Origin of the sequence: Pseudomonas sp. P105, from assembly GCF_032614175.1 — a bacterium.
In the GTDB taxonomy this organism is placed as follows: Bacteria; Pseudomonadota; Gammaproteobacteria; order Pseudomonadales; family Pseudomonadaceae; genus Aquipseudomonas; species Aquipseudomonas rhizophila.
In genome coordinates, this window is sequence record NZ_CP126693.1 from 5,537,232 (window position 1) to 5,560,613 (window position 23,382).

Annotated in this window: 20 protein-coding genes; 7 read left to right on the forward strand and 13 right to left on the reverse strand. The window is 62.0% G+C overall.

What is annotated here, in order from left to right; all coding sequences use genetic code 11:
- The first annotated feature begins 5 nt into the window (after positions 1 to 5).
- From QOM08_RS24815 to QOM08_RS24835, 5 genes are all read left to right on the forward strand, one after another.
- A complete protein-coding gene (locus QOM08_RS24815) occupies positions 6 to 1,763 on the forward strand; it encodes a bifunctional alpha/beta hydrolase/class I SAM-dependent methyltransferase (RefSeq protein WP_188251937.1) in 1,758 nt (585 codons plus the stop codon).
- Positions 1,763 to 3,106 (forward strand): phosphatase PAP2/dual specificity phosphatase family protein, encoded by a 1,344-nt coding sequence (locus tag QOM08_RS24820; RefSeq protein ID WP_316912274.1) that lies wholly within the window; start codon positions 1,763 to 1,765, stop codon positions 3,104 to 3,106. Before QOM08_RS24815 ends, QOM08_RS24820 begins: the two co-directional genes overlap by 1 nt.
- Positions 3,096 to 3,551, forward strand: coding sequence for a hypothetical protein (locus QOM08_RS24825; protein ID WP_092459489.1), 456 nt, complete (start codon positions 3,096 to 3,098; stop codon positions 3,549 to 3,551). Before QOM08_RS24820 ends, QOM08_RS24825 begins: the two co-directional genes overlap by 11 nt.
- A 175-nt stretch (positions 3,552 to 3,726) precedes the next feature.
- Positions 3,727 to 4,347 (forward strand): lysophospholipid acyltransferase family protein, encoded by a 621-nt coding sequence (locus QOM08_RS24830; RefSeq protein ID WP_076383473.1) that lies wholly within the window; start codon positions 3,727 to 3,729, stop codon positions 4,345 to 4,347.
- A gap of 1 nt (position 4,348) precedes the next feature.
- Positions 4,349 to 5,281, forward strand: coding sequence for a phosphatidate cytidylyltransferase (locus QOM08_RS24835; protein WP_047229452.1), 933 nt, complete (start codon positions 4,349 to 4,351; stop codon positions 5,279 to 5,281).
- A gap of 245 nt (positions 5,282 to 5,526) precedes the next feature.
- Here the strand turns inward: QOM08_RS24835 and QOM08_RS24840 are convergent, their stop codons facing one another.
- The 13 genes from QOM08_RS24840 to QOM08_RS24900 all read right to left on the reverse strand — a co-directional run bounded on the left by QOM08_RS24840 (position 5,527) and on the right by QOM08_RS24900 (position 21,663).
- On the reverse strand, positions 5,527 to 6,684 hold the full coding sequence (locus QOM08_RS24840) for a glutathionylspermidine synthase family protein (protein WP_047229451.1): 1,158 nt from the start codon (positions 6,682 to 6,684) through the stop codon (positions 5,527 to 5,529).
- A 12-nt stretch (positions 6,685 to 6,696) separates the two neighbouring features.
- Positions 6,697 to 7,416: a DUF1190 domain-containing protein gene (locus QOM08_RS24845; protein ID WP_076383471.1), complete on the reverse strand. Its 720-nt coding sequence runs from the start codon at positions 7,414 to 7,416 to the stop codon at positions 6,697 to 6,699.
- 18 nt (positions 7,417 to 7,434) lie between these two features.
- Positions 7,435 to 7,863, reverse strand: a complete 429-nt coding sequence (locus QOM08_RS24850; RefSeq protein ID WP_047229449.1) for a DUF350 domain-containing protein — start codon at positions 7,861 to 7,863, stop codon at positions 7,435 to 7,437.
- Positions 7,864 to 7,878: 15 nt separating this feature from the next.
- The gene (locus tag QOM08_RS24855) at positions 7,879 to 8,553 is read right to left on the reverse strand and encodes a DUF2491 family protein (RefSeq protein WP_316912275.1); all 675 of its coding nucleotides are present in this window, start codon (positions 8,551 to 8,553) and stop codon (positions 7,879 to 7,881) included.
- On the reverse strand, positions 8,540 to 9,577 hold the full coding sequence (locus tag QOM08_RS24860) for an ion channel (protein WP_076383469.1): 1,038 nt from the start codon (positions 9,575 to 9,577) through the stop codon (positions 8,540 to 8,542). Before QOM08_RS24860 ends, QOM08_RS24855 begins: the two co-directional genes overlap by 14 nt.
- 266 nt (positions 9,578 to 9,843) lie before the next feature.
- Entirely contained in the window at positions 9,844 to 10,542 is a 699-nt protein-coding gene (locus tag QOM08_RS24865; RefSeq protein WP_047229446.1) for a PspA/IM30 family protein, read from the reverse strand.
- 24 nt (positions 10,543 to 10,566) lie between these two features.
- On the reverse strand, positions 10,567 to 11,148 hold the full coding sequence (locus QOM08_RS24870; RefSeq protein WP_092394936.1) for a YjfI family protein: 582 nt from the start codon (positions 11,146 to 11,148) through the stop codon (positions 10,567 to 10,569).
- 332 nt (positions 11,149 to 11,480) lie between these two features.
- Positions 11,481 to 12,296 carry a YfaP family protein gene (locus QOM08_RS24875; protein ID WP_281459794.1) on the reverse strand — a complete coding sequence of 272 codons (816 nt, stop codon included), beginning with the start codon at positions 12,294 to 12,296 and terminating at the stop codon, positions 11,481 to 11,483.
- Between the two features lie 3 nt (positions 12,297 to 12,299).
- Positions 12,300 to 13,982 (reverse strand): DUF2300 domain-containing protein, encoded by a 1,683-nt coding sequence (locus tag QOM08_RS24880; protein ID WP_410479109.1) that lies wholly within the window; start codon positions 13,980 to 13,982, stop codon positions 12,300 to 12,302.
- Complete coding sequence (locus QOM08_RS24885; protein ID WP_316913253.1) at positions 13,921 to 18,489, reverse strand: alpha-2-macroglobulin; 4,569 nt, start codon at positions 18,487 to 18,489, stop codon at positions 13,921 to 13,923. Before QOM08_RS24885 ends, QOM08_RS24880 begins: the two co-directional genes overlap by 62 nt.
- Positions 18,486 to 19,145, reverse strand: a complete 660-nt coding sequence (locus tag QOM08_RS24890; RefSeq protein WP_410479110.1) for a DUF1175 domain-containing protein — start codon at positions 19,143 to 19,145, stop codon at positions 18,486 to 18,488. Before QOM08_RS24890 ends, QOM08_RS24885 begins: the two co-directional genes overlap by 4 nt.
- Entirely contained in the window at positions 19,130 to 20,839 is a 1,710-nt protein-coding gene (locus QOM08_RS24895; RefSeq protein WP_107321788.1) for a DUF2138 domain-containing protein, read from the reverse strand. The genes QOM08_RS24890 and QOM08_RS24895 overlap by 16 nt, the downstream gene beginning before the upstream one ends.
- Positions 20,840 to 20,874: 35 nt before the next feature.
- On the reverse strand, positions 20,875 to 21,663 hold the full coding sequence (locus tag QOM08_RS24900) for a YfaP family protein (RefSeq protein WP_047229732.1): 789 nt from the start codon (positions 21,661 to 21,663) through the stop codon (positions 20,875 to 20,877).
- A 498-nt stretch (positions 21,664 to 22,161) separates the two neighbouring features.
- Between QOM08_RS24900 and QOM08_RS24905 the strand changes: the two genes are divergently transcribed.
- Positions 22,162 to 22,404: an exodeoxyribonuclease VII small subunit gene (locus tag QOM08_RS24905; RefSeq protein ID WP_047229733.1), complete on the forward strand. Its 243-nt coding sequence runs from the start codon at positions 22,162 to 22,164 to the stop codon at positions 22,402 to 22,404.
- Complete coding sequence (ispA, locus tag QOM08_RS24910; RefSeq protein WP_047229734.1) at positions 22,401 to 23,288, forward strand: (2E,6E)-farnesyl diphosphate synthase; 888 nt, start codon at positions 22,401 to 22,403, stop codon at positions 23,286 to 23,288. Before QOM08_RS24905 ends, ispA begins: the two co-directional genes overlap by 4 nt.
- Positions 23,289 to 23,382 lie beyond the last annotated feature (94 nt).

A 23,382-nucleotide genomic window follows, 5' to 3' on the forward strand; every position in this document is an offset into this window, starting at 1 on the left:
TTGCAATGCGCGAAGCCCAGGAACTGACGTTTACCACCTTTGACGGCGTGGATTTATTTTACCGGCATTGGCCGGCCGTCGATGCGCCGCCGGGTGAGCCTCGTCAGGCGGTGTTGTTGTTTCATCGGGGTCATGAACACTCCGGGCGCATTGCGCATCTGGTGGATGAGCTGGATTTGCCCGGGTTCGACTTCTTTGCCTGGGATGCACGCGGCCATGGCCAGTCGCCGGGCGCGCGCGGCGACAGTCCGAGTTTTGCCACCAGTGCGCGGGATGTGCAGACGTTTTGCGATCACATCGGCGCAACGCATCAGATCGACGAGCAGAACATCGCCGTGGTGGCGCAGAGTGTCGGGGCGGTGATTGCGTCGACCTGGGTTCACGATTACGCGCCGCGCATTCGTTCGCTGGTGCTGGCGTCGCCGGCGTTCAAGGTCAAGCTTTACGTGCCTTTCGCTCGTCCGGGCCTGGCGCTGATGCGCCGGTTTCGCGGCAACTTTTTCGTCAACAGTTACGTCAAGGCGAAATTCCTCAGCCATGACCCGGAGCGGGTGGCGTCCTACGACAGCGATCCGCTGATCACCAAGGCGATTTCGGTGAATGTGCTGCTGGGTCTCTACGAAGCCGCCGACCGCGTGGTGGCCGATGCCCAGGCGATTCAGGTGCCAACGCAGTTGTTGATCTCAGGTTCCGACTTTGTGGTGCAGCGCAAACCCCAGGAGCAGTTCTTCGAGCGGCTGGGCAGTGTGCACAAGGAGAAACACATTCTGCCGGGGTTCTTCCACGACACCCTCGGCGAGAAGAACCGTGCGCCGGCCATTGCCAGTGCCCGCCGGTTCATTCTGCAAAATTTTGCCCGCCCGCTGGACCGCCCTTCCCTGCTGGACGCCGATCGCCTGGGTGCGACCTGCGCCGAGTCCGAAGCCTTGGCGACGCCGCTGCCGCACAATTCGTTGCGCGACCTGTACTGGCGCATGACCCGCGCCAGCATGCGCTTTGGCAGCAAGTTGTCGGCTGGGGTGAAGTTGGGTTTCGACACCGGCTTCGATTCCGGCAGCACGCTGGATTACGTCTACCGCAATCGCCCCACCGGCACCTCGGCCGTGGGACGGATGATTGACCAGAATTACCTGAACTCCATCGGCTGGCGCGGGATTCGTCAGCGCAAGTTGCACGTCGAGGAGCTGCTGCGTTTGGCCATGGGCAGTTTGCGCGAGCAGGACCGCGAAGTGCGCATTGTCGACATCGCCGCGGGTCATGGCCGTTACATTCTCGAAGCGCTGCAAGGTGTCAGTCCGTTGCCGGAGTCGATCCTGCTGCGCGACTACAGCGACATCAACGTGCGGGACGGCAGTGCGCTGATTCTTGAGAAGGGCTTGGGCGATATCGCTCAGTTCGTCAAAGGTGATGCCTTTGATCGCTCGGATCTGGCGGCGCTGGAGCCCAAACCGACGCTCGCGGTGGTGTCCGGTTTGTATGAGTTGTTTGCCGATAATCAGATGGTCGGTGACTCCCTCGCCGGCCTGGCCGAAGCGGTGGAGCCTGGCGGGTTCCTGGTCTACACCGGGCAGCCGTGGCACCCGCAACTGGAACTGATCGCCCGCGCCCTCACCAGCCACCGCGCCGGGCAGGCCTGGGTAATGCGCCGGCGCACGCAGGCGGAGATGGATCAACTGGTGGAGGCGGCGGGTTTCCGCAAGATCACTTTGCGGGTCGATGAGTGGGGCATCTTCAGCGTTTCGTTGGCTCAGCGAGTGCAGTGATGAGCGCCGTCATCGCCCCGGCCCGCGAGCCCGGCCTATTGAAACCGGCGGTGCTGTGGTTACTGTTGTTGGCGCCGTTGTTTTTCAGCACCTATGGCTTCGCCACTTGGGTGACGTCTCAGCGGGACGACGTGGGCAGCCTGGTGTTTGGTTGGGAAAGCTACATGCCGTTCATGGCCTGGACCATCGTGCCCTATTGGTCGATTGATCTGCTGTACGGCCTGTCGTTGCTGTTGCCCAACAGCCGCGAAGAACTCAAACGCCACGCCTTGCGTCTGCTCACGGCCCAGGCGATTGCGGTCAGTTGTTTTTTGCTCTGGCCGTTGCGCTTCACCTTCGCCCGGCCGGAAATGGATGGGGTGTTCGGTTGGCTGTTCGACGTGCTGGCCGGGTTCGACAAGCCGTTCAATCAGGCACCGTCGCTGCACATCGCGTTGTTGGTGGTGCTGTGGGTGTGTTATCAGCGGCACCTGCAAGGGCTCTGGCGTTGGCTGATGCACGGTTGGTTCGCACTGATTGGCGTGTCGGTGCTGACCACGTATCAACATCACTTTATTGACCTGCCCACAGGTGCGTTGGCCGGGTGGTTGTGTGTCTGGTTGTGGCCGCTGGATCGGCCCAGCCCGTTGAAAAATGCGCGCGTGACCGCGGACCCGGCTCGTCTGCGATTGGCTTTGCGCTATGGTTTAGGGGCTGCGGCGTTTTTTGTTCCGGCGTTTGCCTTGGGTGGCGCGTGGCTCTGGTTGATCTGGCCGGCAGTGGCGGTGCTGGGGGTGGCGCTGAATTATCTGGTGTTCGGTGCCGATGGCTTTCAGAAGCGCGCGGATGGTCGATTGAGCCCGGCGGTGCGCTGGCTGTTGGCGCCTTACCTGGCGGCGGCGTGGATCAATTCCCGATGGTGGACGCGCAAGCATCCGCAGGCCGATCAGGTGGCCGATAACGTCTGGCTGGGGCGCATTCCCACGCCGATGGAATTGAAGGACAGTGCGTTTACCGGCGTGCTCAACCTTTGCGCCGAAATGTCCATGGACAGCACCGGCATCGCCTATCGCGCATTGCCGGTGCTTGACCTGACCGCGCCCAGTGCCGAGCAGTGCCTGGAAGCTGCACGGATGATCGAGAACCTGCGTCAGCATGGGCCGCTGCTGGTCTGCTGCGCCCTGGGTTATTCACGCAGCGCCAGCGCCGTGGCAGCGTGGTTGTTGCACACTGGCCGGGCCGCCAGCGTCGATGCGGCCATCGTCCAAATCCAGCGGGCCCGCCCGCAGGTTGTTTTGCATCCGGCGCACCGTCGGGCGTTGGAACGGTTATCCACAAGCACGAGGAATGACCATGATCAGTGATATGGAACTCCACACGGTGGCGAGCCTGTTGCGCCGAGGTCACTCGCTGGATCAGCTTTCCACGGGGCTGACCCTGTTAGCGGCGCTGCTGGGGCTGGCTCAACTTTTGGTCGGTAGCGTCAATCCGTGGCTGCTGTGCTTTAGCGTCGTGATATTCATGCTTGGCGTGCTGCAAAAGTACTGGGCGCAGCGCGTGGCGTTTGATGCCGACCTGTTCCAGCGCATGGCGGACAGCACCCAATCGCTGGCCGAACGAACCTATACATTGGATCAAGCCCTCACCGCCCTCGGCCTGCAACCGGTCGAACGAAGCGGTCGGCTCTGGACCGAGCGCCGGCACGGCGCGTTGTTGCTGCTGCGCCGCCAGTCGTTGTTGCTGGCCACGCAAGTTGTCTTGACGCTGGGCTTGATCCTGGCCAGTCCTTGGTTAGCTTCAGGTATCTAGATAGTTTTTGTGGCGAGGGAGCTTGCTCCCGCTGGGCTGCGAAGCAGCCCCAAAACCAAGCACTGTGGTGTATCAGATCGATTGTGTTCAGCCTCTTGGGGGCTGCTGCGCAGCCCAGCGGGAGCAAGCTCCCTCGCCACAGTTACGCTTATGTTTCTCAGGACAAGGAATCCTCATGTTCGAACCCGTGGTCGCCAGCCTCATCACCTCCGCCGCCCGCATGGTCACGGGGGCTCGCAGCCTGTGGCTCGGTTGCGCGCCGCAACCGGTGCAGCGGATCTACTTCGCCAATCACAGCAGCCACGGCGACTTCGTGCTGCTGTGGGCCTCGTTGCCGCCGGCGCTGCGCAAGCTTACCCGGCCAGTGGCGGGCGCCGATTATTGGCAGACCAGCCCGCTGCGGCGCTACATCATCAACCGGGTGTTCAACGGCGTGCTGGTGGACCGCGAGCGCAAGGACCCTTCGTACAACCCTTTGCAGCCGATGCTCGACGCCCTGGAAAACGGCGACTCGCTGATCATCTTCCCCGAGGGCACGCGCAACCCGGAGGACGGCCTGTTGCCGTTCAAGAGCGGGATCTATCACTTGATGAAAAGCCATCCCGAGGTCGAGGTGATTCCAGTGTGGATCGCCAACCTCAACCGCGTCATGCCCAAGGGTCGGGTGCTGCCACTGCCGCTGTTGTGCACCACCAGTTTCGGCGCGCCGCTGTGCATCGAAGAAGATGAAAGCAAAGAGCAATTTCTTGAACGCAGCCGGGCCGCGCTACTGGCACTGGCCCCGGAGCACGTCTGACATGGATAGACATACCCTGATGCTGTTTAGCGGGATCGGCGCGATTCTGCTGCTGGCCTCCGTGATTGGTTTCATTCTCAAACTGCGGACAAAAGGCGCGCCGAATTCGGTCATCGATAACCTCAACGCGCGGATCAACGCCTGGTGGGTAATGGTGCTGGTGATCGGCACCGCGTTCTGGCTGGGCAACGCCGCGGTCATCCTGTTGTTCTACGCCGTGTCGTTTTACGCCCTGCGGGAATTCCTGACCCTGACACCGACCCGGCGCAGCGACTACCCGGCCTTGGTGGCGGCGTTCTACCTGGCACTGCCGCTGCAATACCTGCTGATTTATTTTGATTGGTACGGGCTGTTTTCGATCTTTATCCCGGTGTACGTGTTCCTGCTGCTGCCGATCCTGGCGTCCCTGGGCGGCGACAGCACGCACTTTCTGGAGCGCGCTTCCAAGGTCCAGTGGGGGCTGATGATCGCGGTGTTCTGCATCTCCTTTGTGCCGGCGCTGCTGACGTTGGACATCGCCGGTTTCGAAGGGCGCAACCTGTTGCTGATCGCTTACCTGGTGATCGTGGTGCAGTTGTCGGATGTGCTGCAGTACGTGTGCGGCAAGTTGTTCGGCAAACACAAGATCGCCCCGAACCTGTCACCGTCGAAAACCGTCGAGGGCTTTGTTGGCGGCATTCTGCTGGCTTCGCTGATCGGTGGCGCGCTGTGGTGGATCACGCCGTTCAATCCGTGGCAGTCGTTCCTCATCGCCTTGCTGATCAACTTGCTGGGGTTTGCCGGTGGGATTGTCATGTCGGCCATCAAGCGTGACCGTGGCGTCAAGGATTGGGGGCACATGATCGAAGGCCACGGCGGCATGCTGGATCGGCTGGATTCGGTGTGCTTCGCCGCGCCGATCTTCTTTCATTTGGTGCGGTACTGGTGGACCTGAAAAATCTGTGGTGAACACCTGACCTGTGGGAGCGAGCCTGCTCGCGATAGCGGAAAGTCAGTCGACATTGATGTTGGCTAATCCACCGCCATCGCGAGCAGGCTCGCTCCCACATGGGTTCAGCGCCTAGCCCACTGACACACCGCCCTTGTGGCGAGGGAGCTTGCTCCCGCTGGGCTGCGAAGCAGCCCCAAAAACAAGCACCGCAGACTGTCAGGCTGATTGAATTGGCTGCTTGGGAGCAATCAGTCGAGGATCAAATGCGGCAGAAACCGGCTCGAATCCTTGGTGATCAAGCTGTTGTCTTCCCGCACGCCGATGCCGGCGGCTTGGTCGCCAATGACCCAGGAGCCGATCAATGTGTAGCTGTCGCCAAACTTCGGCAACGGGGCGAATTCCTGGAGGATGAAAGGGGCGTCGGTGTAGGGGCCGTCTTCTTTGACGATCAGGCCATCAGCGGTTTGCAGCTCGATGTTGGCGCCTTCCCGGGAAAAGAACGGTTTGCGTACCCAGCCCTTGGGGACGGCTTTGCTCGAGTCAGTGTCGAGATGGGCTGCGAGCAGGTTCGGGTGACCTTTGTTGAATTCCCACAGCAACGGCAGGATGCCTTTGTTGGAGATGATCGATTTCCAGGCCGGCTCGAAAAACTGCGTGTCGCTCTGGGCAATCGCCGCACCAAAAGGCTCGTGGAAGATGAACTCCCAGGCATGCAGCTTGAACAGGTGAGGGATCCAGCGATCTTCCAGATCGACGAAACGGCCTTCGCCTGTAAGGCCGATGTCCTCGATATCGATGTGCCGCGATTCGATGCCGACTTTTTCCGCGATCAGGCGTAAGTAGTCGGTGGTGCCCTTGTCTTCGATCGAGTCTTTCATCGACGCAAAGTAAAAAGGCTGCTTGAGTTGCAGTTGGGCAAAGACCTGATGCAGCTTGGTGTCGATGCTGTTGAACTGGTCGGCATGCCCGGGCAACAGTCCGCGCTCGATGCATTGCTCTAACCAGCCCCACTGAAACGCCGACGCCTCGTACAGGCTGGTCGGCGTGTCGTAGTTCAGTTCCAGCAGCTTGGCGGGGCCGCTGCCGTTGTAGGAGAAGTCCATGCGCCCATACAGGTGCGGATGCCCTTCGAGCCATGAGGTGCGAACCATGTCGAAGAACGGCGCAGGAATGCTCAGGCGCTCCAGCAGCTCCTCGCTCTGAACCACTCGGGCCACCAGGTCCATGCACATCTCATGGATCTCGGTGGTCGGGTCTTCCAGATCGTCTTCGATCTGCTTGAGCGTGAACTGGTAGTACGCGCTCTCGTCCCAATAGGGTTCGTCGTCGATGGTGTGGAACAGAAAGCCGAGACTCTCGGCGGTCTGTTTCCAGTCATGACGTTCGGCGCAATGGACTTTCTTCATGACGCGCGTTCCTTAACTGCTCGATCGCCCGGAGCTGCTCGAGCCGCCCCAACCGCTGCGGGCGCTGGCTTTGCTGCCGAAACCGCCACGGGAGGTGGACGAAGCAACAGAGATCGGTTTGCTGGCGGAGCGGACCGTGTCGGTGTAGTTGCCATACCTCGCCTGATTGGACTTGGTAAAGGTCGAGCCTTTGGAAATCCGCTGGGCGAGCGTTGAGGACGCGTAGTTGCCGCGATCATCGCGATAGCGGTAGACCGGTTGGGAGTAATAGCTGTTGCGGTTGCTGCTCAGCATGTTGCCGATCAGCAACCCGGTCAGCAGGCTGGTGCCGGAGAACCCTGAGCCTTGCGCATTGGCTTCGGAGGCCGGCAGTTGTGCCTTGGCCGCGTCCACCTGGGCTTGGGTAACCTGGCCATCGGCGGTCAGTTCGAAACCACCCAGCCTGGGGATGAACTGGCCGGTGGAATCCTGTTGGCACCAATCGGCAACAAAGTCGGCATCGCAATCGGCCTGGTTGCTGTACGTCGGTGCGATGCGGCGATGCTCGGCCATGGCGGTCATATAGGCGTCGGAGCACACGTCTACCGGGAGTTTTTCATCGGCACATTGCTGCACGGACTGGAAGTTGTACTTCTTTTGTACCGGGTAGGTTTTTTCCGTCGGGCCGCAGCCTGATATCGCCATGGCGACCGACGCGGCCAGCGAGAGCTGAACGTACTTGCTTCGTTTCATGGGATCTCCGTGGCGCAATCAGTTCTGGGAAGGCGTCATGCACGCGGCGTTCAACATGCCGACGCTGATGGCCACTGCCGCGATATAAATACCCGCGGCGAGTTCACCCTTTTTAATGCGTTCAGAGGCGCCTTTGAGCACCAGGCTGGTCACCAGGAACGCCAGCAGTTGCACGAACGCTGCGATCACGGCCCAGACGACGAAGTCCAGAATGCTGACGGAATAGGCAATCACATTGCTGGCCGGGATGGCGAAACCGATGATGGCGCCGCCCAGCGCGATGGCGGCGGCCACGTTGCCCGAACGGATCAGTTCGAATTCCTTGTGCGGCGTGATCCGGGTGTAGATGAACTGGTACAGCGCGAACAGCACGGCCGCACCGAGGATGTACAACACAAACCCGAGCACGGCGGCTTTGTTCAGGGAAATCGAGAGCGCTTCAAGCATGGACTTCTTCCTTTTTTAAAAAGTGTTCAGGTCAGTGGTGTACAGCGAAATGCCCAGCGACGAGCTCAAGCTGATGGTGCCTTCGGCATCTTCTTCGACGGAAAACAGCAGGAATTCCCGGCGATCGGTCAGGCCGGTTTCACGGGCATACAGCATTGAGCGGTGCTCGACGCTGTAGGACTCATCCGGATTGCTCACGCGCTCGCTAAACGCCACCAGTTCTGTCTGGCCTTCCTCGGTGCCCCATTCGCGGCTGTACTCGACACCGTCGTGGTTGTAGGTCGGCAGGCCGATCAGGCTTTCGGGCCCGGCCAGCCGTCGCAACTCCGCTTCGCTGTTGAGGGTGACGTAACTGAGGTAATTGAACAGGATCACCGACTCGACCTGCCCGGCGACATCGCCGCTGGTGTGCACTTGCAGCCAGTAGTCCTCGTCGTTCATGTAACAGCGCGTCAGCCAGTTCGATTGCCCGAGGTCGACGATGCCGGTGCTCCAGATCTGCTGGGCATCCGGGATAACTACACCGGTGTTGCCGTCGAGCAACAACTTCAGCGTGCTATCGAACCTGAGTTCTTTGCCAGATGCCAGGCCCAGCGGCCCGACGGAGGCCGGGATTGGGTTGGCGACCCATTTGGAGTCCTTGCCCGAGTTCGGCGCCTCCATGCCCATCAACCGTTTAAACCAGCCCATTGGAGATTTCCTTGAGACGCGCGGAGGCGATATAGAAGAGGTCGCCGCCGCCCCCGACCCGCGTGTCGCAGGGCGGGTTGATCGACGGGTGTCGGGCGCCTTTGGCGCGGTAGCCGATGAGAATGGCGTTGTGGTGTTCTTTCATCTGCACATACAGATCGCCGAACGCGGCATCAAACGCTTCGGGCAGTTTCATCAGGTACTGAGTGGCGCCCTCGCCCACGCAAAGCAATTCATTGATGACCACTGACGAACCCGGATCCTGTGAAGCACGCACCAACATCTCGATGGCCATGCTGGAGGTGCACTCCAGGCTGGGCGCGTAGGCGCTGGCGAGGGCGGCCACTTCACTGTCATTGAAATGGGCGACCACATGCCCGACCGGGTTCAGTTGATTGACCGCCAGCACGGTGGACAGGGTCAGATCGTCTGAGTGGGTGCGCACCAGGACGCGTTCGGCACCCGGCACACCGGCACGCTGCAAAAGTGCGACAGAGGACAGGCTTTCACCTTTGATAAAAGTCGTCTTGCCGGGCATGGGGTTTTCTTCAAGCACGCAATCGCAGATGACAATCAGGTTGTCATTGGACGTCTCGTCCTGCAGGAGCAACTCGATGACCCGTTCGCTGGAGGCGCCCTCCCAGCCGATGAGAACGGTGTGGCCGGTCTTGCCGGTGAAATCGCCTTTGCCCTTCATGCCTTTTCTCCATACATCAATGACGCTGCTGGTGGTTTTGCCGATGACCGTCGTCAACAGGGCAATGCCCCCGAGCATGATCCAGGTGGCCACGAAAATTCGCCCGGCGGATGTCTGTGGCAACAGATCGCCATAGCCGACGGTGAGCGTGGTGGTGAGATAGAAGTAGATAAACGTGGCGGCAGCGATGAGGTGCTGTTCGCCCAGAAGCACCAGGCCGATCCAGGCGATGGCCAGGTGTACGCCCAACGCAATGGCCAGGCCCGCCCAGCCGAACCGATGGAAGAAGGACGAGGCGTAGGTTCGCAGCAAAAGGAAAATCGACATTTCGTCCCTGACTCCGTGGGTTCATTCCTGGCGACGTCATCGCACGGGCAGCGGAGTGCTCAAGTGCGGTCACGGGGCAGCATTAAACCTGCTGCGGGGATTGGATAGAAGTACCTGCCCTACAATTAAATCTATGGAGTGCCGGGCACCATTGTGGCGAGGGAGCTTGCTCCCGCTGGACTGCGCAGCAGTCCCATTCTTTGGGGCCGCTTCGCGCCCCAGCGGGAGCAAGCTCCCTCGCCACGGGTTCGGTGTGCGCGAACCGATTACTCCGCCGATTTTTTCTTCAGGCGTTCCAGAATCGCATTGGCGCTGCCTTCGTTCGGCGTGATGCCGGCATCGCGCAGTTTGCGCTCCAGGTCGTTGCCGGTCGAAGCCTCGGCCAGTTCGTCCTGGGCTTGCAGTTCAGCGGCACGTTGCTGTTGCTTGGCCTGCAGGCGGTTGAGCGTACCGACGGCGGTTTCCAGCTTGCCATTGGCGCCGCCGCTGGCAATCGAAGCACTGACCTGGGCTTTCTGCACGCTCTCACGGGCCTTGGCCATGTCCACTTGCTGACGCAGGCTTTTGATGCGGTTCTCGGCCTTGACGATGTCCTTGCGCATGTTTTCAGCGTAACCACCGAACTCGGTCGCGTGCTTTTGCTCGGCGTCCAACTCAGAGGTCAGGGTCGAAATGGCTTCGGCCACTTCCAGCGCCAGGTCTTCACGGTTGGCCTGGATGGCCGCCAGCGCCTTGGACTCCAGGTCCTGGATCTTGGCGTTGTACTCGCTGACGCGGTCAGTCGACAGTTTGTGTTTGGCCATGATGGTGACCAGCTCACGCTTGGCGTTGGCCAGCGCGCTGTCGGCATCGCGAATTTCCTGGTCGAGGATGCGCAGGGCCTGTTGATCGACGATCGACTCGCCGACTTCGTTGGCACCGCCACGCAGCGCGGTGAACAATTTGCTCCAGATGGACTGAGTCATTGGATATTTCCTGTTCCCGAAAAATTAGATGAAGAAACGTTCGAAGGCTTCGCTGGCGCGCTGGACGTTGTCGACGAGGGTTTTGACCTCGGTCACGACGTTGGTCAGGCTGGAGTCGGAACTCAGTGCGCCAAACATGTTGTAGACAATCTGCCCGTTGGGCATGGACTCGATACCGATCGAGGACAGCGGGAACATTTCCCGGCTGCGCAGCACGGCATCATTGAAGGCCGCGACGTCGTTGATCGATTCGACATCAACCAGAACGGTGTCGACGATGATCTGATCACCCACCACTGCGATGTAAATCGGCAAGCCGCCAAAATCGTTCATTTCCAACTTGATGCTGGACTCGGAGCCTTGAACAAGGGAAAGCGTGATGTCGTTCGCCACCACTTCGTCGAGGGCCTGAAGGGCACTGAAGAGGCGATCAATGTTCCAGTTGTTACCTGCGCTCATGTAATTCTCCGACATGAATGAGCCAGCCAGAATCGGTTGGCGTAGCTGTTTCTCCATCTGCTTGAGCAGGCTCCGGTTTTCGGGAAGCACCCAAGTTTCGTGTTTCACATACCCGGCGGCACTCAAGCCCGCGCGCATCTGCTTCATGTAAAAGCTGGATGGTTTTTTCACGGACGGTTTCGAGCGCTCTCCCTTGCGGCTCGCTGAATCGGTAGCAGACCCCGCAGGATCTGTTGGAGAGCGGCTGTTCATGGTGCTGACCTCACTGCGAAAAAACTCACGCGTGAGAAACACTACAGGGAATACCCAGCCCCCTCAATAGCTCACGCGTGAGATTTCTAATTGTCACAAACCACGGACACCCCCTGTGGGAGCGAGCCTGCTCGCGATAGCGACAGCACGTTCAGCATCAGGGTGTCTGACACACCGCTATCGCGAGCAGGCTCGCTCCCACACTCACAAACGACTCTGGCGCGGCCTTAGGGGTAACTGAAGCTCTTGACCAACATCAACTCCCCCGCCGTGCGCATCGGTACCACGAAGGTTTCCATCTTCTCGCTTGGCGTGCCCTCTTCGGTGATGACGGTGATCTGCGCCGTGGTCAGGGCTTGTGCCGCTTGTTGCTCGCCGTCCTCGTCACTGCGATAACCGCCGCCGTAGTAGTTCACGTACACCAGGTACTGACCTTTGATCGGCGCGGGCATGGCGATGATTTCCGGGCCGTAGCCGGTGGTGACATCGACGTCGAGCGCGGCGCCGTTGGGGACGACGCGGTCGCCGTACCAGATGTGGGCGCCGTCCGGGGTGACGAGGTGCAGGTCCAGGTCGGTGCCGTCGCTGTCCCAGGTCAACAAGACCCGCAGCTTGGCCGGGGTGGCGCCGCCGCTGGTGTTGAGAAATTGCGTACGGTGGCGTTGCTGGCCGTCGGGGCTGCGCACTTCGATGCTGTTGCTGCCATTGGGGAACGAGAACGGCCGGTCGAAGCGCCCTTGCGGGTCGAGTTTCAGCGGCAGGGTCACGCCATTGATGATGAGTTTGCCCGGCTCGTTGCTGTCCTTGGGCGTGCCTTTGATCTGGCCGCTGATGCGGGCGGTGCTGGCCTGGCCCTGAGGTGTGTTGACCGAAGAAGCCGGGTAGTTGACGGTCTGGCTGAAGCTTTCGCCTTCACCGCCCGGCGCGCCGCTGCGCCAGCCGCCGACCGGGGTGTCGAGTTTGATGCCCTCGCCCGCAATGGCTGGCGGCAACACGGCCAAAGCGCAGAGCAACAGCAAGGCCTGTGGATAACGGAGTGTCATGGTCTATTCCAGCAAGAGGTGACGGGCGAGCCCTTCGATGTAGGTTTCGTCCTGCCCGTTGGGGTGAGCTTCAAAGGCCAGGTGCAAGTATTCGTGGGTCAGGTCGAGGCGGTCTTGCAACGACAGCACACCGCGCACGTAAATGCGCCGGCGTTCGCGGTCGACATAGGGCCGGCCGAAGGCGACACGGCAGACGGCGAACCCGCTGATTTCGTTGTAACCCACTTCACCTGCCAGACGGGGGCGCCAGCCGCGTCGCTGTTTCAACAGCCAGTCCTGGGCGGCGGGCAGCGCTTCACAGGACGCCACCGGATTGTCCCAGCGGCTGAGGCTGGCGCGCGGGTAGGCATGCAGCAGGATGGCGTCGTAGCGCTGGCCGGCGCTGGCCTGCTCCACGGCTTGCGCCCAGGACAGCTTGTCCGGCGCGGATCGGTCAGAGTGGTAGGTCACGTCGGTGCCCGCCAGCACCAGATCGCTGGTCCAGGCGGCGATGGCGCGGGTTTGCGGCGTCGCCGGACGTGGGGCGACGCGCTGGCGATGACTGCTGTCATCGATGCTCAGGCAATCGCCGTTACGCTGGGCGTTTTGCAGCAGGTAGCTGCGGATCGCCACGGCCAGGGCCTTGGCCGCTTCGACGGGTTCAGCCTTGGCTTCGCGCTGCAGGACCCGGGCGACGTACTCTTCCCGATCCAGTCGCGCCACCAGTTTGCCGGGCAGCAGAAACAGCTCGCCGTCGCTGTGGATATCCAGTTGGTTGCCGTTGGCGAATTCGACACGGTAATCGCCGCGCAACGGGCCTGGGGTGGCCGGCCCGTCACCCGCCATCACCCGCTGCAAGGGATACCGGGCGAACAGCTCAACTTCCACACATCGCCCCGTTTCCGCCGGCCAACGGGACGGCAGCGCCGCCGCCAATCCATCACCGTATACCTTCAATATCTGCTCGCTGGTGCCACGCCCACCAGCCCACACCGGCGTGCCGTCGGCCAGCCAACCAGCGAAACCACCCTGACGCGATGAAGGATCCTGTTCACCCAGCCAACTCCAGGTCTTGACCCGCAGACGACTGCCCAACTGGCCGACGAGACGCCCATCCGCCGCGTTGAGCACCACGTCCAGCAGTACCCGACGGGCCTGATCCTGAGCCGGCAGCATCGCCAGTGCCTTGAGCAGTTCAGCCACGCGTACCTGTTTTTGCGGTTGCAGGCTCGGCAGGTCCAGCAGCCACGACGGCGCTTGGCGGGCCTGCCAGTAATCGCGCCAGTTCGAAGCCGAAAGCCCAAGCCGCTGCGGTTCGAAATACAGGCCGCAGGATTTCACCAACGCCTGATCGCGACCGATGCTCTGCCCGGCGCTACAGCAATAGACTTCCTCTTTGGACTCACCGCGACATTCATATGCCGGTTCGCGAGCGCCGGTGTCCACCAGCCATGCGTAGACAAATAGCTTCCACACACTGCCCAGCGGCGCCTGCAAGGCCTCGGGCAAGGGCTGACGGTCCAGCACCTGGGTCTGGCTCACCCACAGCAACTGACCGTCGAAAGCCAGGCGCAACGGTTCCTCCTGCGCTGTGGCCAGCGCAGGGATCAAGCACAACAACCACCCAAGCCGCGGCCAGCGCACGTCAGTTGACCGTGACCTGACCGAGCGCCGGTTTCTGTTCCAGAGCCTGATGCTGCGGCGCATAGACCTGAGTGAAACGCACCGGCGGCAAGCTGAACTGGCCCTTCTGGGAGAAGCGCACCAGATGCCGCAGGCGCAGCTCGCCACTGAGGGCGTCCAGCGGCACCGCGTAACCCATCTGCCCTGGCTCGAAGCGCGCCTTATCCAGGGAAGTCGGCTCGCTGCCGGCCTTGCCCAGCAACTGGATGCCCCAGGTGGTGCGCTCCACATCGGCACCCGGCGGCAGCGGCACTTCGAGCATGCCGTAGCGCAGCGGCGTAGGCGCCTTGCTGTTGATGATCACTTCATCCAGATAAAGGCTGTCGCTGGACAGCGGCTTGCTGCCCACGGCTTCGAGCTTGAAGGTGAAGGCCTCGTCGCCCGGCACCAGACGGGACAAGCGCCGGGTAATGGTCACCGCAATCGGCGTCACGGGCGCTTGCTGGCTCTGGTAGCTCAGTGCCGCCTGCAACGGGCGCTCCTCGGCACCGCTTAAGCTCAGCAGAGTCGGTAGCTGCGCGCCCTGCCATTGCCAGTAGGTTTCACCGGTGGCGCCTTGCCGGGCCTTCCAGCCTTCGCCCGGAGTCAGGGCCACGGCGGGCGCGGCCTGCTCGATGCTGCGTTGCAGCCAGGTCAAGGCCAGGGCCCGTTCAAGGGTCGATTGCTGCGGCAGCAGACGTTCGAGCAATGCCTTGGCACGCGCCTGATCGAAGCTTTGCAGTGACAGGCTCAAGGCCTCGACGAACGGCTGGGAGCTGACGTCCATTTGCTGTTGTGCGGCGTCGAGTTGCCGACTGAAGGCCTCCGGCAGCGGCACCTTCACCTGCCTGGCGAGGGACGCCGTCAGCATGCGGGCGCTGGCCAGGCCCAGGGCCGAATCCGGCGCGCTCATGACCAGGCTGTCTTCGCCACTGTCCATCACGCTCGAATCGCCGCCCTCGCCGGCTTTCGCCAGGTCGTCCATCAAGCCGCTGAGCAAGGTGTTCACCGGCAGTTGCATCTGTTTGGCGAACGACAGGATCAGCGCACGCTGCAGCAACGGCGTATCGCCGGCCTGTTTGGCGTAGACCTCCAGCACCCGCTGCCAGTGCTCCGGCGGCAGGCTCAGGTCCAGGGCCTGGCTGGCGTGCCAGTCGGCGTAATAAGCATAGGCCGTGAGGAACGCATCCGGTTCGCCAGCCTGGCCCCACCAGGTGAAGCTCGCCGCAGGCCCGGCCATTTGCACCAGGCGCAGGCGACTGTTTTGCATGATCAGCCGCAAGCGATCGCGAATCTGCGGGTTCGCCGCCAGCGTCGGGTAGGCGATGCTCAGCGGCAGCAGACGACTGGCGGTTTGCTCGACGCCGCCGTAGGGGTAGTTCAACAATTCATCCAGGGCCGAACGGAACAGCGCTTGCGGGCTGTCGTCCAGGCGCAGGCGGATATCGCTGGCATCAAGCGGCAGGCTCAGCGGTGTGTCACCGCTCGCCACGTCAAGGCGCTGGCTCTGGGTGACTTGCCAACCGTTGCCCATGGCATTGAGTTGCACGGCCAGGGTGTCCTGGGTTTCGCCATTGACCTGCAACTGCACGTTCAAGTCGCCGTTGCTCAACTCCAGAGACGGTAGCGCCACATAGTTGATGCCGTGCTTCAGGTCCGCCACCACGCGCTGTTCAGTACCGGCGTAACGGATCAGCAGTTCGGCCTTCAACGGCTGTTCGGACTGGCTGAAAGCGAACAGGCCCATTTGCGGTTTGTCACCACTGCGGAACCGGGTCGGGCCGCTCCACTTCAGGTACAGCGGTTTCTCTGAACCGATGAATTGCTTTTTCTGCCCCACCTGACCGTCGTCGGCGATGGCCCTGGCGGTGATGCGCCAGCGAGTCAGGGAGTCCGGCATCTTGAAGGTGAAACGGGCCTTGCCGTTGGCGTCGGTGACCAGCTCCGGTTGCCACGCGGCAGTGTCGACGTCTTCACGACGAGGCCGCTCCAGCACTTTGACCCCGCGCTCGCTGCGGTTGGCCTTGCCCGGCGCGCCCGGGCTGCCCGGCAGGGCGACGTCGTAGCTGATGAACGACAGGCTGGCGCTGGTGCGCACGTTGTTGCGGCGCGGATGGTAGAAAAACTGATCGATGGTGGGCGCCACTTCCGGTTGCAGGGCGTAGATCATTTCATCCACGACACTGACGGTCAGGTGCGCCGGGATCGCCTTGCCGACGAACTGGGTGCTCAGGTCCACGGTCACCGTGTCGCCAGGCCGATAAGTGGCTTTGTCGGTAACGATGGCGACGTCGATCTGCGGCGCGACCACCTTGATACCGGCGTTCTGGAAGCTGTATTGGCCACCCTTGGTGTACAGCACCGAGAAGGTCAGGTTCGGCGCAAAAGCGTCTTTCACCGGGATGCGCGCGCGGTATTGAGTGTCGCTGAGCTTTTCCATTTTCAGCCAGTCGCCGCCCTTGGACAGCAGCGCCGTAGCCTCGACCTTGTCCCGCTCCAGTGACAGCAGCGCATCACTGACCGGCTCCGGGAAGGTGATCAGCGCCAGGGCTTCGTCACCGGCCTGGTATTGGGCTTTGTCGAGAACGATCTCGACCGTGCCCGGCACGGCCTTGATACCTTCGCCGGTCACCGAATGGCCAGTGGCGCCAATGACTCGACCGTGGTCATCCTTGAGGGTCAGGTTGTAGGTGCCCGGACGCTCGAAGGTCAGGCTGAAGCCCTTGTCCTTGGCCGCCAGTTTGCCTTCGCCGGTGGTCTGGTCTTCCAGCCGCACCCAGGCGTAGCTGCCCGGCGTCACGGCGTTGCTTTGCGCGTTGCCACCCTCGTTGGTGTAGCTGAACGAGACGTTCTCGCCGGCGGCGCTGAAACGCTGGGGCGCGCTCAGGCGAAAGTTCGCCGCGCCACGGTCGATGAGAATTTCCTTGGTGGTCTTGACCCGATACGCCGCGCCATCGCTGGCAAACACAGTGAGCGTATAGCGACTCGGCTTGTCGGCGGCCGGCAGTTCGAGGGTGGCGTTGCCCTTGGCATCGGTGGTCACTTCGCTGCTGGTCAGCTCCACCGGGAATTGCCCCAGGTATTGCAGCTCGTTATCCACCATCGACAGTTGCTGGGCCCGCAGGCTCAGGCTCACCTTGGCATTGGCCACCGGTTTGCCGTCCGGGTACAGCAGCACGAGAGCGCCCTTGACCGGCTCGCCGGTGCGGTAATCCTGCTTGGCGAGGTTCAGCGCGATCTCGAAGTGCGGCTTGATGTATTCGGCCACGCGAAAGGCACTGCTGTAGAGCTGGTCCTTGTAGCCAAAGCGCAACTCATAACCACCGGCCACGGCGTTTTCCGGCAGCTGGAAACGGCCTTGGGTGCCGGCCTTGGAGTCCAGCTTCAGGGCCAGGGTCTGCAACTCGGTGCCGGTGGCATCCAGCACGCTGACATTGACGTCGGCGGCCGTCGGCTGCACTGAGTCCCGGGCATTCTTGAATTCACGGCCGACAATTTTCAGCGACACCCAGTCCCCCGGCCGATACAGCGGCCGGTCGGTGAAGGCGAACAGCTTGGTGTCGTAGATTTCGCTGTCGTAGTAGAAGTTTTCCGAGACGAATACCCCGCCCTCCTCGTCCTCGCCGATGACGAACGAACGCTCCGGGCTGACATGCTTGAGGCGCAGCAAGCCGTCTTCATCGGTGGCGCCGCTGCTCATCACGCCCAGGCCGTCGGTCCACAGCACGTTGACCTTGGGCACCGAACGACCTTCGTGTTTACGCGCGGCCCAGACCAGCAGCTCGTCCCCGGCGATCTTGCTCACCGCTACGGTGTTGGAGACAAACACCATGGTGGTGGCCCGGTATTTACCGATCAGCGCTTCGACCAAATAGAGACCGGGTTTCAACTGGCCCAGTGGCACGTAGACGTTGCCTGGCGCGACGCTGATGAACTCACTCGACGAACCCGCCAGGTTGACCCCCGCTGGCGGCTGGATCGGCTTGGCCTGCCACAGCGGATAACGGAACTGGCTGACCACCGGCAAACCCGGAATCAGGGCGAACTGTGGTTGCGCGTCGTACGGCGTCGGCGCGGCGATGGCGCTGCCCATTTTCAGTTCCGGCACTTGCTCGGTGACTTGCTGACGCGACTCGTAGGAAAACGCCCGCTGCATCACCCGACGGGATTTGCGGTACCAGTTGTCCCACAGGTACGCCAGGGTGTTCGACAGCCCTTCGCCTTTGAACTGGCCGTCGCTGACCACCCGGTGCAGGTTCTTCTGGCGCTTGAGGAAATCCAGCGGTTTTTCGATGCGATAAACGCGGATATCGGCGCCGCCGTAAGGCTCCATGCGGAATTTCCGATAGTCGCGCCCCGGCGCTTCGAGGCGGACCATGGCTTGCTCGTCACTGGCAAAACTACTGTCGGCCAGCAGGAAGAAGCTTTCACCGGCCAACGGTGTGTAGCCGCTGGGCTGCACAGTGTCTTCGGCATGAACGATCGGCGCCAGCAACAGGGCCAACAGCAGGGGCAATTTTGAACACAAGCGCAGCATGCGGGCACCGGTCATTGGGAGAGAAAGTTGAGTCGATAGACGCCGATGAAGTTGGGGTTGGCTGCGTCGGGTATCCATCGGGTGTCCTTCCAGTTCATGAGTTGTTGCAGGCTTGCCGAGCGCATGCCGTTGTCGGTTGGGGTGGTGGTGCCGGTGTGATAGGCGATGTTGCGGCCCATCCAGATCATCAGGTGCTGGTCATCGCCCTGATCGAAGAACATCAGATCGCCCGGACGGGCCTGGGTGACGTCCCGGCTCACCAGATGGCTGTTGAACTGGATCAGCTTGATCGCGTTGACGTAGGGCCCGACCTTGCCGCCGCCCTGTTGCCATTGCTGGGCCAGACGTCGCTGGGCCTCACTGAGCTCCAGCTCTGGCGGCAGGTAGCGATTGGACAGGCCATTGCTGCGCAACCACTTCTGGTCGTGGACCTTCAGCGCTTCATTGGCCGCAAAGCGCACCAGCCCGGCGCAGTCCTGTTGGTACCAGCGCGGGCTCGGGCCTTTGGTCAGTTGTTCCTGGGCAATACGCACGAACCAGGCACGAAAGACCTTCGATTGCTGCACATCCAGCGCGGGTGTCTGAGCGGCAAACGCCTGCCCGCCCAGCAGCAGCGCCAGCATCAACACCCATCCGGGGCGGCGGATCAACCCGGTCACAGCGCTTTCCATTCCAGTGGCAACCACTGCCAGTGGCCGTCCGGTTCGCTGCCTTCAGGCAACGTCAGGGCGTATTTGCCGTAGCCGCCAAGGGTGCGCAGCTTCGGAATCAGGTAGGTTTGCGCGGCGTTGTAGAACACCGGTTCCATGTCCTGGGGCAGGCTGTCGAGGGTTTCGCGTTGCATCAGTTGCGCCATGGCATCCGGGCCGAAGTAGACCGGCATCAGCAGGTCCTTGGGCACCACGTCGGCCATGGGCGGGAAACGTTTGTCGAGGGTGCCGAGGGCCTTGTCTACCAGTTTGTCGTCGAGGGAAAACAACAGGGTCGAACCGTGCCGCGCCAGACTGACTTGCATGAACGCCTTGCCGGTGATCGACTCGGGCTGCGCGGCGTCCTTGGCCGGGTAAGGGCCGAAGTTGGAGCTGACCTGGCGTTGCCAGCGGTGCATCGGGCCTTCCTGTGTCTCAACAACGGGAAACGCATGTTCGGCCACGTTGTTTTCGTAGGCGCCCACCATCGAACCGAACAGGTTGCCCAGGTCGGCATCGAGCTTGCCGCCGTCATCGTTCAGGTTCGCCACCAGCAGTGGTGTGTAAAGCCGCGAATCGGCGTACCAGCACAGCCCCGCCGCGCCGGCCATGTGCTCGATCATGACCTGGGCCGCGTTGTCGTCGGCACCGAGTTTCACCAGCAATGGCTTCTGTTGTTCGGCGGCCAGGGGCAAAGCGACACAGGCGCTGGCGCCCATGGGCATGGCTTGCCAGATTGGCTTGAAGTCGAAGTCCGGCTGGTCTTCCAGCTCATCCATGGCCAGGAAGCTGTGCCAGCCCTTGTCGTCCATGTCGAAACGCAACCCGGCGAAGTTCGGGATGAAACGCTGATAGCCCATGGCGAGCACGCTGGCATTGACCGAGATGCGTTGCTTGACCTCAGGCGCCTTGGGCAGCAGACCAAAGGCTTCGGGGAAGAGTTTTTCACCGGCCAGCAGCGCTTCGAGGGCCTGGGTCGAGACCATGCCGGGTTCGTCGGTGGGGCCACTTCCCAGGTCGTAGAGTCTGGTCGGATTGGACAACACCACCAGCTTGTCGCCATGAGAAGCGAACACCAGGGCTTTGCTGGCGTTATAGGTGAGTTGATAGACCGGCACCACGTCGCCGGCCACGTTCATCTCACCAAGCTGGCTGAGCTGTGAATCATCCAGCGCCACTTTTGCCAGTGGCTCCAGCACCTTGGCCAGGCCACCGCGATCCATCACCAGCAGAAAATCCTTGAGCCGCCCGTCGGCGCCGCGCCATAGCGCTACATCGGCCGGCTGGTCGAAAAGCTGCTCGATCAGGCTGTCCTGCAGTTTGAGATCATGCTCGTAGATGATCCGCCGCAGGCTGCCGATCAGCCCGAGGCGGTCGGCATGGGTTTCGTAATAGAAGACGAAATCCTCGGTGAGCGTGGCCTTGAGGAACGGCACCGCCAGCAAGTCCTTGGGCAACTGGCTCAGGGAGTGGGCCTCGAGCAGGCCGTCGGGGCGGCTCAGGCCGAGTTTTTCCAACGCCAGTTCCATGGGCGGTGCCTTGGGCTTGGTCATGAACCAACCCAGTCCGGCGGCGACACCGGCCACCAGGCACAGCCCGATCAGCAGCGCCGGCCAGCGGCGCACAGGTTTGGTGGCGGGGGCCGGCGCGGTCGGGGAAGCAGTGTTGTCGCTCATATTCACAAGGGCCTGTTCATCCGTGGAGCGGATACTTAGTAGTTGAAAGTCTTGACCAGCAACAGATCGCCGATGGCGCGCAGGGGCACGACAAAGGTTTCGCGTTTTTCATCGACGGTGTTTTCGTTGAGCACCAGGTTGATCTGCGAGGTGATCACCTCGTTCTGGTTGCTGGTTTCTTCGAAGTTGTAGCCACCGTTGCTGTAGTTGCCCCAGTAGTTCACGTAGACCAGGTAGGTACCGTGCATCGGCGCGGTCATGGTGAACATCTCAGGGCCAGGGCCATCGACGCCATCGGGGTCGAGGCCGCCGCCGTTGCTCAGCGCCGGCCGGCCGAAGAACGCATGCTGGCCGTCGGGGGTGACGATGTGCAGGTCCAGCTCGGCCTTGGGATCGTCCCAGCCCAGCACCACGCGGATCTGCGCCGGGGTTCGCTGATTGTTGGCTTCATAGAACTGCACGCGCTTGAGGGACTGGCCTGCGGAACTGCGTACCTCGACGCTGTTGGAGCCAGCACCAAAGGCATACGGGCGGGCGAAACGCCCTTCATCGTCGGTATAGAGATTCAGTGGATTGCCGTTGACGGCCAGGCTGTGGGGCGCCCGGGCCGTGCCCATGGCCTTGAGCCGACCCTCGATCATCGTGCGATTGCGCTGCACGCCGCGGTCGATGGGCGGCGTGGGATAGGCCACGCGTGGGTTTTCAGTGCGATCGAGCAAGCCGCTGTAGCGCCAGCCGCCCACCGGTTCCGACAGCTCGGCGGCAGGCTCGGCCCACGCCAGTGGCGCGCCCGCCAGCACGATCAACAATGAAAGAAAACGCATGTCTGCCTCCTGCCATGCATGACCCAACCCGGCGCCCTTCCTCGGCGCTGCCTGTCATTATTCGGGTTACGTCTGAAGGCCCCGCCACAAGGGGCCCGTAGATGCGGCGAAGGTTAGCGATTCGGCGGATTATTCACAATCAGGGAACGCGCGAATCTGTGTGGGAAATCACGTACTGAGGGGGGCGTGAGCCGATTAGCGTGGCTATTCGGCTCACGAAATGAGCCGAATACGGAAACTGACGTAGCTTCGGAGGTAATCCCGTTGCCTCTATTGGCGCTGGCGAAGCCTGCGATCTTTTAACTTTCGCTCAAGATTCAATTGGCAGGGGGAAGATCGCAGCCTCGTTGCACTCGACAGTTCCTACAGGTCCAGCAGGAGCTTGCCCCTTACCAAAAAGCAGTGCCTCACAGACCGCGCAGGTCCTGCTCTGATTTGCCCCAATACCCCATGTCTGCTAGTGTCGCGCCCGTTTAACAGTCAACCGGAATCGCCGCCATGGCCCGCAAAAAAGCTGCACTGGACTTCGAACAATCTCTGGCCGACCTGCAAACGCTGGTCGAGCGGCTGGAGAACGGCGAGTTGTCGCTGGAAGACTCGCTGACCGCCTTCGAGCAGGGTATCGGCTTGACTCGCGACTGCCAGGCGGCGCTGGCCCAGGCCGAGCAAAAGGTGCAACTGTTGCTCGAACGCGATGGTGAGCTGACCGAAGAGCCTTTCGACGCGGACCAGCCTGAATGATCGGCGCTTATCAGGCCGGCAGTCAGGCCCGGGTGAACGCGGCACTGGATACCCTGTTCACCGCCCCAAGCCCTGAGCTGGCGCGGTTGTACGAGGCCATGCGCTACAGCGTGATGAACGGCGGCAAGCGCGTGCGTCCGCTGCTGGCCTACGCGGCGTGCGAAGCCTTGGGCGGCGCCCCTGAACAGGCCAACGGCGCGGCCTGCGCCGTGGAGCTGATCCACGCGTATTCGCTGGTCCATGATGATTTGCCAGCCATGGACGACGACGATTTGCGTCGCGGCCAACCCACCACCCACAAGAAATTCGACGAAGCCTGCGCGATCCTGGCCGGTGACGGCTTGCAGAGCCTGGCGTTCAGCGCCCTGCTGGAGCCGACGCTGAACGATTGCCCGGCGCAGATTCGCCTGGACATGGTCAGCGCCCTGGCGCTGGCGGCAGGCCCAGCCGGAATGGTCGGCGGCCAGGCCATCGACCTCGGTTCAGTGGGCCTCAAGCTGGATCAGAGCGCGCTGGAATACATGCATCGGCACAAGACCGGCGCCTTGATCGAGGCCAGCGTCAAACTTGGTGCCCTGGCCAGCGGTCGGGCCACGCCTGACCAATTGCAAGCCTTGCAGACCTACGCCCGGGCCATTGGCCTGGCGTTCCAGGTGCAGGACGACATCCTTGACGTCGAAAGCGATACCCAGACCCTGGGCAAACGCCAGGGCGCCGATATCGCTCGCGACAAACCGACCTACCCGGCCCTGCTCGGCCTCGACGCTGCCAAGGCCTATGCCCTGGAGTTGCGCGACCAGGCCTTGAGCGCGCTGCGACCCTTTGACGCGGCGGCCGAGCCGTTGCGCGAGCTGGCCCGATATATCGTCGAACGCCGTAGCTGATACGGGGTCAGACTGCGTATCGGCCAAGTTCCGGCCTACGCGTGGGCAGCTTGCGATGCATAAGGTAAACTGCCGCCTCTTTCTATACCTATAA

Bases quoted from the DNA above. Each gene is read 5' to 3' on its own strand.
- QOM08_RS24900 (WP_047229732.1), bottom strand. From the start codon at position 21,663: ATGCGTTTTCTTTCATTGTTGATCGTGCTGGCGGGCGCGCCACTGGCG.
- QOM08_RS24855 (WP_316912275.1), bottom strand. From the start codon at position 8,553: ATGGGCTGGTTTAAACGGTTGATGGGCATGGAGGCGCCGAACTCGGGC.
- QOM08_RS24875 (WP_281459794.1), bottom strand. From the start codon at position 12,296: ATGACACTCCGTTATCCACAGGCCTTGCTGTTGCTCTGCGCTTTGGCC.
- QOM08_RS24845 (WP_076383471.1), bottom strand. From the start codon at position 7,416: ATGAAACGAAGCAAGTACGTTCAGCTCTCGCTGGCCGCGTCGGTCGCC.
- QOM08_RS24815 (WP_188251937.1), top strand. From the start codon at position 6: ATGCGCGAAGCCCAGGAACTGACGTTTACCACCTTTGACGGCGTGGAT.
- ispA (WP_047229734.1), top strand. From the start codon at position 22,401: ATGATCGGCGCTTATCAGGCCGGCAGTCAGGCCCGGGTGAACGCGGCA.
- QOM08_RS24850 (WP_047229449.1), bottom strand. From the start codon at position 7,863: ATGCTTGAAGCGCTCTCGATTTCCCTGAACAAAGCCGCCGTGCTCGGG.
- QOM08_RS24830 (WP_076383473.1), top strand. From the start codon at position 3,727: ATGTTCGAACCCGTGGTCGCCAGCCTCATCACCTCCGCCGCCCGCATG.
- QOM08_RS24885 (WP_316913253.1), bottom strand. From the start codon at position 18,489: ATGACCGGTGCCCGCATGCTGCGCTTGTGTTCAAAATTGCCCCTGCTG.
- QOM08_RS24820 (WP_316912274.1), top strand. From the start codon at position 1,763: ATGAGCGCCGTCATCGCCCCGGCCCGCGAGCCCGGCCTATTGAAACCG.
- QOM08_RS24835 (WP_047229452.1), top strand. From the start codon at position 4,349: ATGGATAGACATACCCTGATGCTGTTTAGCGGGATCGGCGCGATTCTG.
- QOM08_RS24870 (WP_092394936.1), bottom strand. From the start codon at position 11,148: ATGAAGCAGATGCGCGCGGGCTTGAGTGCCGCCGGGTATGTGAAACAC.
- QOM08_RS24880 (WP_410479109.1), bottom strand. From the start codon at position 13,982: ATGCGCCGCAGCATCAGGCTCTGGAACAGAAACCGGCGCTCGGTCAGG.
- QOM08_RS24890 (WP_410479110.1), bottom strand. From the start codon at position 19,145: ATGGAAAGCGCTGTGACCGGGTTGATCCGCCGCCCCGGATGGGTGTTG.
- QOM08_RS24860 (WP_076383469.1), bottom strand. From the start codon at position 9,577: ATGTCGATTTTCCTTTTGCTGCGAACCTACGCCTCGTCCTTCTTCCAT.
- QOM08_RS24840 (WP_047229451.1), bottom strand. From the start codon at position 6,684: ATGAAGAAAGTCCATTGCGCCGAACGTCATGACTGGAAACAGACCGCC.
- QOM08_RS24865 (WP_047229446.1), bottom strand. From the start codon at position 10,542: ATGACTCAGTCCATCTGGAGCAAATTGTTCACCGCGCTGCGTGGCGGT.
- QOM08_RS24895 (WP_107321788.1), bottom strand. From the start codon at position 20,839: ATGAGCGACAACACTGCTTCCCCGACCGCGCCGGCCCCCGCCACCAAA.
- QOM08_RS24825 (WP_092459489.1), top strand. From the start codon at position 3,096: ATGATCAGTGATATGGAACTCCACACGGTGGCGAGCCTGTTGCGCCGA.
- QOM08_RS24905 (WP_047229733.1), top strand. From the start codon at position 22,162: ATGGCCCGCAAAAAAGCTGCACTGGACTTCGAACAATCTCTGGCCGAC.